The following is a 6,314-nucleotide window of genomic DNA, read 5'->3' as shown; positions in this document are numbered from 1 at the left end:
GGGAACATTGGTGGGGATCGACATCACGGGCAGATTATAGATCTCGATGAACTCGGCTTCTTCCGTGACCGCGGTTCCGGTCATGCCAGCCAGCTTCTCGAACATCCGGAAATAGTTTTGCAGGGTGATCGTGGCAAAGGTCTGGGTCCCGGCTTCAATGGTGACATTTTCCTTTGCTTCCAAAGCCTGGTGCAGGCCGTCCGAAAAACGGCGGCCCGGCATCTGCCTGCCGGTGAATTCATCCACGATGATCACCTTGTTGTCGATCACGACATATTCTTTGTCGTTCTCGAAGAGGGTGTAGGCTTTCAGGAGTTGGCTGATGTTGTGCAGTTGCTCGCTTTTGTCCATGAAGCGGTTGGTTTCCAAGGCTTTGCGCTTGGAATTTTCCGCCGGGCTGAGGGATTCATCCTCGTCGATGCGGTTCAGGACCTCATCCAGGCTTTCCACCACAAAGAGGTTCGGATCCCGGCGGGACATGAATTCGCGCCCCTTTTCGCAGAGATCGACGCTGTTGTGGCGTTCCTCCACCACGTAGAACAGCATGTCATCCAATTCGTGCAGCTTTTTATCACGCAGGTAGACGCCTTCGATGTCGTTGGCCATCTTTTTGTACTGGCTTTCCTGCATGAGTTTGGCAAAGGCTTTGTTGCGCGGGGCGGCGCGCTTGATCAGGAGCAGGTTGGTTGCCAGCCTTTCGTTGTTGGGCGAGGGATTTTCATCTTTCAGGTCGTCCCGGATCTCACCCAGAAAGCGCTGTACCAGAGAGTTCTGGGATTGCACCAGCTGGTGGATGAGGGGGCGTACCTCCTGGTAGAAGTTCTTGTCTTGAGCGATGGGTCCACTGATGATCAGGGGCGTCCGCGCTTCATCGATCAGAATGCTGTCCACCTCGTCAACTATGGCAAAGAAGAAATCCCGCTGCACCAACTGGCTGGGCGAAACCGCCATGTTGTCGCGCAGATAGTCAAAACCGAATTCGCTGTTCATTCCGTAGGTCACTTCGCAGAGATAGGCTTCCTTTCTCTCTTCGAAGCTCATGCCGGTGGTGATGCAGCCAACCTGCATGCCATGAAAATTGAAAATCGGGGACATCCATTCGGCATCGCGGGCAGCCAGGTAATCATTGACGGTAACCAAATGCGCACCGCGTCCGACCAGCGCGTTCAGAAACAGCGGCAGCGTGGCCACCAGGGTTTTTCCTTCACCCGTGGCCATCTCTGCGATCTTGCCATCGTTCAGGGCCATACCACCGATCAATTGCACGTCGAAAGGCACCATGTTCCATTGGACATCTTGTTCGCGCACCTTAAAACTCTGGCCGACCAAGCGCCGGCAGGTTTCTTTGACCAGTGCAAATACTTCCGGCAGATAATCATCCAAAGTCGATTTCGTCAGGGCTTTCAGTTCTTTCTTGGTCTCATCGATCCGGTTGTCGATCCGGTTGCGCTCAGCATCCTCCGTTTCTTCCCGAAAGCGGGCTTCCAGGTCGTTCAATTCAGTGCGCAGGCCACCCAGCTTGGCGGCGATCTCCGCTTTGATCTGGACCACTCTTTCCCGGATCTGGTCGTCGTCATATTGCTGCAAGCCATCGTATATGGAATTGATCGCCTGCACCTGAGGCAGATATTGATTCAGGTCATGCGTCGATTTGTCTCCGAACATCTTGCGAAGTAGTTTTTCCAACATAATGTAATTCCTTATATTCAAACCGCCGGGACCCTGAGATCGGCAACGGTCAAACAATACCCATGGATTGGGTCACAAAAACTTCTCCCCCGTTTATGTCAACTGATTATATCGGCTTAAGACCAGCCAAGCCCCATCCAGCGGCACTTGGAGAGATTCATGCTTTATTCACGGACCTGCACCTGAGGCATGGTTCGCCGTTACGGTAACTGATGGTTGGGCATATGCAGTTGGAATGCCTGGCTTCAATCCACAAGCATGGTACAGGCAGCGAAAGATTTAACTGCCATCCGGGGCGAGATAATGATATTCAGGGGTACTACCCACTCCTCCAGGGAAAAATGTCCATTCCTCCCAAAGGCATGTTAGACAGGGAGTAACAATGCCTGCCGCCCAAGATCAGGTGCCGTTTTTAAAAAGAAAACGCCCCGGCACGCCAGGGCGTTAATCTTTTTTGTCCCTCTTGTAGCTTTAGCTGATCTTACTTAACTATAACCAGTTTCTTTGTCTGATTGATCGAGGGAGTGTTCAGGCTGTAAAAATAGATACCGCTTCCGCAGGTGTTTCCTCTGTTGTCCTGACCGTTCCAGTTGATCGTATGCGTGCCATAGGGAACGCTGAAGGTCTTCACAACCTGGCCAAGGACATTATAAATGGTAACGGATCCAGTCTCGCCTTCCTTGATCGATACTTCGATATTGGTATTGGAATTGGCTTTGAAAGGATTCGGATACGCATTTTTAATTGAGCTCGTCACGGGATAAACCGGCGGTACTTCACCTTCGACGATTACGCTGACTGGGCCATGGAACTGACTGCTGCCCATGTCTACGCTTTCCAGCCAGTAATAATAGGTGTGCCCAATTTCCACTTCGTCGTCAGTAATCGTGTAGGTTTGCGTTGTACTTGTGTTGTAGGCTGGGATCAGGGTCGGGGTGATCATGATCGAACCGGCCTGATAGTTCGAATCATTGCGATACACTCTGTAGCCAAGCATGTTCATTTCGGATTGGCTGATCCAGGCAAGTCGCACACGGTTCTGCGCTGTCAGGGTCGCGGTGAAGCTGCTCAGTTCCACAGGGGTTGTCTCTGGACAGATGTTCACACCGTAGAATTTGAATGTCACCGTTGCCGTGATGGCGTTGAATGTGACCTCCGCTGGCAACCAGTTAATATAACAACTGTCCTGGACAGAGTAAGCGCCTGAGACAAATTCAGCGTCAACAAAGCTGTAGGGTGTCAAACGGCCGGTAAAGATACCGCCACGCCAGATCTCAGCTCCAAAGATTTCATTCATTGTGTCGACGTTATAGGCCTCGATTCTCAGGGTGTACGCAGTCATGCCCGCAATGATCAGGGTCAAAAAGATCAGGACTGCCACGAATTTTTTCATGGGATCCTCCTTATCTATATTTCTTGGTTTCATTTTGGTAACGTCTCAAATCTTGTCAAGGAGAATTTGGGCTTGTTTCAATTTTTTTACCGGCACGAACCTGGCCCGAACAGCTATGGCATGCCTAATTAACCATATAACAAGGTTTTATGCTGTTGTTTTTTCGCCACAACCCCCTGTGAAAAACGGTGTTTGCACCCCCAATCTTATCCCGAAAACAAGTTCTGGAGGATGTGATGTTCAGTTATTGAAACAAACCTTCACGCCGTCCTGTGGATTTTTTTTCTTGACGAAAGCTCCAGCCCGGTAAAACTAACTCAATTCAGACATACGATCATGGGAGGATTTACATGAGATACATTCTGATCGCCTTGATAACCGTCATGCTTGCCCTGGCAGGATGCGCGGGATTCCAGAAGGAACAATCCACCACCATATCGACTTCTGCGATAGAAAGCCCCGGGAGCGCCGACCAGGAGGATTTTTCCCTGAAAAGGAAGGTCGCCGTGGGCAGATTCACCAACGACACGCGCCTGGCCAGCAGCTTCCTGACCGAAGGCAGCGACATGGGAGAAAAGCTTTCCCGCGCGGCCGCGGACATTTTGAGCGCCAAACTGGCCAAAACAGACCGCTTTCTCTTGATCGAAAGGCAGGATAGCCTCGTGATCAACAACGAACAGCGCGTTTCCAACATTCAGAGCTACAGGATCCCCGCGGATTACCTGATCCTGGGCTCGATATCCGAATTTGGCCGTTCCACCAGTGGCAACGTTGGTTTGGTGGACCGCACCAAGAAGCAGACCGCCCAAGCCAAGGTCACTTTACGGATCGTGGACACGCGCACGGGGATGGTCATCTTTGGCGAAGAGGGGAGCGGCGAGGCCTACAGCGAGGTGGGGACCGTTTTGGGAATGGGTTCCCAGGCCGGATACGACGACACTCTCACCGACAAAGCCATCGACGCGGCCATCAGCGCCGTGATCCAGAACCTGATCAACAAGCTCAGCCATGATCCCTGGATCTCTTATCCCCTCAGCGTCGAAGGGGACCGCCTGTTCATGTCCGGAGGCGCTTTGCAGGGCATCAAGGCCGGGACGGAATTCAAGGTCTACCAGCGCGGAAAAACGGTCCTGAATCCCCAGACGAACGTGCCCATCGAGCTTCCCGGCACTTTGGCCGCCCGGATCGTCGTGACAGACGTGATCCCCGGCAGCGAACTAACCGAGATCTCGGTCGCCAGGATCATCGAAGGCGAAATTCCCGCGGATGACCTCACCAACTACTTTATCAGCGATAAATGAGGCCAAAAATGAAGAACATCATCATCCTGCTTATCCTGGGCCTGCTGCTCATCACAGCCTGCAGCGTGCAAAAAGCCAATGAAGGCGCCACCACCAAAAGCGACTATGGCTATGTCCGGCTGGCGGGAAGCATGCTCAACCGTGAGGCCTACATCGATGGAACCAGCGTTGGCGTGGACCCTGAAGCCGACACCAACACCTTCCGGATCAAAGCCGGAATGCACCTTCTGGAGATCCATTCCCGCAACCGGGCGCTCCTTTCCGAACAAATTCTGGTGACAGCCGGCCAGACAGTTGAGATCACGGTCCCATGAAGTATCTGCTCGTGCTGCTCGCGGTATTGCTGCTGACGGCCTGCGCCCAGAAACCGCTGTTTTATTATGGCGACACCTCCCAAAGATACTACCGGGCGGTGAAAAGCCCCGATTTTCAAACCGTGGCGGCTTACAAGCGCAGCCTGGAAGATGTCTTTGCCAAATCCGAACGCAAGGGGCTGCCTGTGCCTCCGGGGCTTTATTCCGACTACGCACTGCTGCTGCTGAATGAAGGTGATTATGCCGGGGCCCGGGTTCATTTTGAGAAAGAAAAAGCCCTCTGGGCAGAATCCGCCACATTCGTGGATTTCCTGCTCTCGCGCTACGGTTTGCGGCATTGAGGAGGTGAAATGAGAAAAGTCTTCATTTTCACCCCCATCCTGCTCTTGTTTGCCCTGTCCGGATGTTTGCAGGTAACCAAAACCAATCTCGCGGAAACCTACCCCGCAATGTATTCCGATCCGCCTCTGACCATTCTGATCCTGCCTCCGGTGAACAACACCACCGCGGCCGACGCAAAGGAATACTTTGCCTGCTCGCTGTCCGAAGCGCTGGGCCTCAGAGGCTACCATCCCCTGCCGGTTGAGGCCATGTTCGGCATCCTGCGGGACGAAGGGCTCTACGATTCGGAAACCGTCAATCCCGCGGTCCTGGCCAATCTCAAAAAGCATTTCGGGGCGGACGCGGTCCTCTATTCCACGATCAATAAATGGGACAAATCCTGGTTCCTGACCTCCGGGACCCTGACCATCGATGCCGAATTTGCCCTGCTCAGCACTGCCAGCGCGGAAACCATTTGGGATTACAGCGTGACCACGATCGTGAACCTGGGCTCCAGCAGCAAAAACCTGCTGGAGGCAGCTCTGGAATCCGCCATCAAAACAGCGATAAGCGACTATTTCCCCTACGCCCGCACAGCCAACATCCGCACTTTCCGCGAGGCCCTGCCCCTGGGAAAACACCATCCTGAAGCAGGTACTGACGGCCTGACTGAAATAGGGCCGGAAAAACACGGAGTGATCAGGATCGACAGATAGCCAAGGCTTTCTGAACTGCCACCCTTGTGATAAGAGGGGCGGCTTGGGATCGAGCTCGTTCCAGATAGATACATAAGGCTCTCTTTCAAACTGAGTGGGTCAGATATTCAGACGCAGATTGAAGGGGTGGCAAATTCCGCTTTGCCACAGGGCTCGCAGAGCCCTTCAAACGATGAATCGGACTGCGTCCGATCGCCGAACCGGAATTCGGCTTCCCGATCCCCGGGGCTGGGTTTTGGGGTGGCAAATTCCGCTTTGCCACAGCGGCCACAGACCGCTAAGCCTTTAGACAAACCGGTTTCAACCGGTGCAGGACAATAGGCGGGGGGATTTATCACGGGTATTCTCGGAGTTCATATTTATCTGGCCAGAATTCCCCACCCCTCAGCAAACTCAGAATCTGAGTTTGCAGAGGGGGGGCCATGAAACATAGATGGTCTGATCATGAAATACTACAAATTCCATGTTGACAAATCATATATAGTGATTATCTTGTCTCCAAAATCTAAATACTGGAGGCGAGATGCCACGACCAAAAGACCAATCGTTGCAGGAAGTATTCCTGAAAGCGGAGCAGGCT

Annotated in this window: 6 protein-coding genes; 4 read left to right on the top strand and 2 right to left on the bottom strand. The window is 52.9% G+C overall.

The genetic code is table 11. The features are described from left to right. Together secA and K0B87_09085 are read right to left on the bottom strand one after the other, a co-directional pair. The coding region (secA, locus tag K0B87_09090) for a preprotein translocase subunit SecA (GenBank protein ID MBW6514890.1) at positions 1 to 1,689 on the bottom strand (1,689 nt) is incomplete at its 3' end. A gap of 481 nt (positions 1,690 to 2,170) precedes the next feature. Continuing rightward, positions 2,171 to 3,082 (bottom strand): T9SS type A sorting domain-containing protein, encoded by a 912-nt coding sequence (locus K0B87_09085; GenBank protein ID MBW6514889.1) that lies wholly within the window; start codon positions 3,080 to 3,082, stop codon positions 2,171 to 2,173. A 383-nt stretch (positions 3,083 to 3,465) separates the two neighbouring features. Here K0B87_09085 and K0B87_09080 point away from each other — a divergent pair, with 383 nt between their 5' ends. From K0B87_09080 to K0B87_09065, 4 genes are read left to right on the top strand one after another with little or no spacing between them, the layout of a single operon-like run. Beyond that, the gene (locus tag K0B87_09080) at positions 3,466 to 4,383 is read left to right on the top strand and encodes a CsgG/HfaB family protein (GenBank protein MBW6514888.1); all 918 of its coding nucleotides are present in this window, start codon (positions 3,466 to 3,468) and stop codon (positions 4,381 to 4,383) included. A gap of 8 nt (positions 4,384 to 4,391) precedes the next feature. Further along, on the top strand, positions 4,392 to 4,697 hold the full coding sequence (locus tag K0B87_09075) for a hypothetical protein (GenBank protein MBW6514887.1): 306 nt from the start codon (positions 4,392 to 4,394) through the stop codon (positions 4,695 to 4,697). Beyond that, positions 4,694 to 5,038 (top strand): DUF4810 domain-containing protein, encoded by a 345-nt coding sequence (locus tag K0B87_09070; protein ID MBW6514886.1) that lies wholly within the window; start codon positions 4,694 to 4,696, stop codon positions 5,036 to 5,038. The genes K0B87_09075 and K0B87_09070 overlap by 4 nt, the downstream gene beginning before the upstream one ends. A 9-nt stretch (positions 5,039 to 5,047) precedes the next feature. Further along, complete coding sequence (locus K0B87_09065; protein MBW6514885.1) at positions 5,048 to 5,734, top strand: DUF799 domain-containing protein; 687 nt, start codon at positions 5,048 to 5,050, stop codon at positions 5,732 to 5,734. The last annotated feature ends 580 nt before the right edge of the window (positions 5,735 to 6,314 follow it).

It is taken from the genome of Candidatus Syntrophosphaera sp. (assembly GCA_019429425.1).
In the GTDB taxonomy this organism is placed as follows: domain Bacteria; phylum Cloacimonadota; class Cloacimonadia; order Cloacimonadales; family Cloacimonadaceae; genus Syntrophosphaera.
The sequence above is the reverse complement of the archived record's forward strand: the minus strand, read 5'-3'. Positions and strand labels throughout refer to the sequence as shown.

What these genes read in the sequence shown, in the direction of transcription:
- K0B87_09085 (MBW6514889.1), bottom strand. Translation starts at nt 3,082, where the DNA reads ATGAAAAAATTCGTGGCAGTCCTGATCTTTTTGACCCTGATCATTGCG.
- K0B87_09080 (MBW6514888.1), top strand. Translation starts at nt 3,466, where the DNA reads ATGCTTGCCCTGGCAGGATGCGCGGGATTCCAGAAGGAACAATCCACC.
- K0B87_09070 (MBW6514886.1), top strand. Translation starts at nt 4,694, where the DNA reads ATGAAGTATCTGCTCGTGCTGCTCGCGGTATTGCTGCTGACGGCCTGC.
- K0B87_09065 (MBW6514885.1), top strand. Translation starts at nt 5,048, where the DNA reads ATGAGAAAAGTCTTCATTTTCACCCCCATCCTGCTCTTGTTTGCCCTG.
- K0B87_09075 (MBW6514887.1), top strand. Translation starts at nt 4,392, where the DNA reads ATGAAGAACATCATCATCCTGCTTATCCTGGGCCTGCTGCTCATCACA.